General features: G+C 75.5%; 1 pseudogene. It reads right to left on the bottom strand.

Going from position 1 to position 457, the window contains the following annotated elements:
* A pseudogene (locus AOK17_RS52765) lies at positions 1-457 on the bottom strand (ABC transporter permease); the annotation flags it as partial.

Here is a 457-nt window from a genome sequence, read left to right as displayed (position 1 = left end):
GCGACGGTGTCGTGCGTGAGCTCGGCGAGGGAGCCCGCGGTGACGTCGGGGTCCCAGGTGCGGGTCAGGCCGGCGGGTGTGACGCCCTGTGCCGCGTACTTGTCGAGGCCGATACGGACGGTCGTGCGGACAACTTCGGTGGCGACATCGCGGTCCGTACGCAGCTGCCGTGCGGCTCCTGCCGGGACGCCGGGGCCCTCGGCGGCGAGGACCCAGTCCGCGCGGATGCCCTCGCGGGCCTGGGCGCGGGCGGCGTGTCCCAGGGTCGGCTGGACGAAGAGGACGGTGCAGGTCATACCGATGAGGAGGGTGAGCGGGGTGACGACGGAGGCCATGCGGGTGGCGTTGCCGCGCAGATTGGCGGTGGCGAGCCTGCCGCCCGGGCCGGTGCGTCGCAGCGCGGCGCCCAGGACCGCCGCTGCCGCCCTCACCAGGAGCGGGCCGAGCAGGGCGACGG

Origin of the sequence: Streptomyces phaeochromogenes (assembly GCF_001418655.1) — a bacterium.
GTDB classification, from domain to species: Bacteria; Actinomycetota; Actinomycetes; order Streptomycetales; family Streptomycetaceae; genus Streptomyces; species Streptomyces phaeochromogenes.
This window is presented reverse-complemented; position numbering and strand designations above follow the sequence as displayed.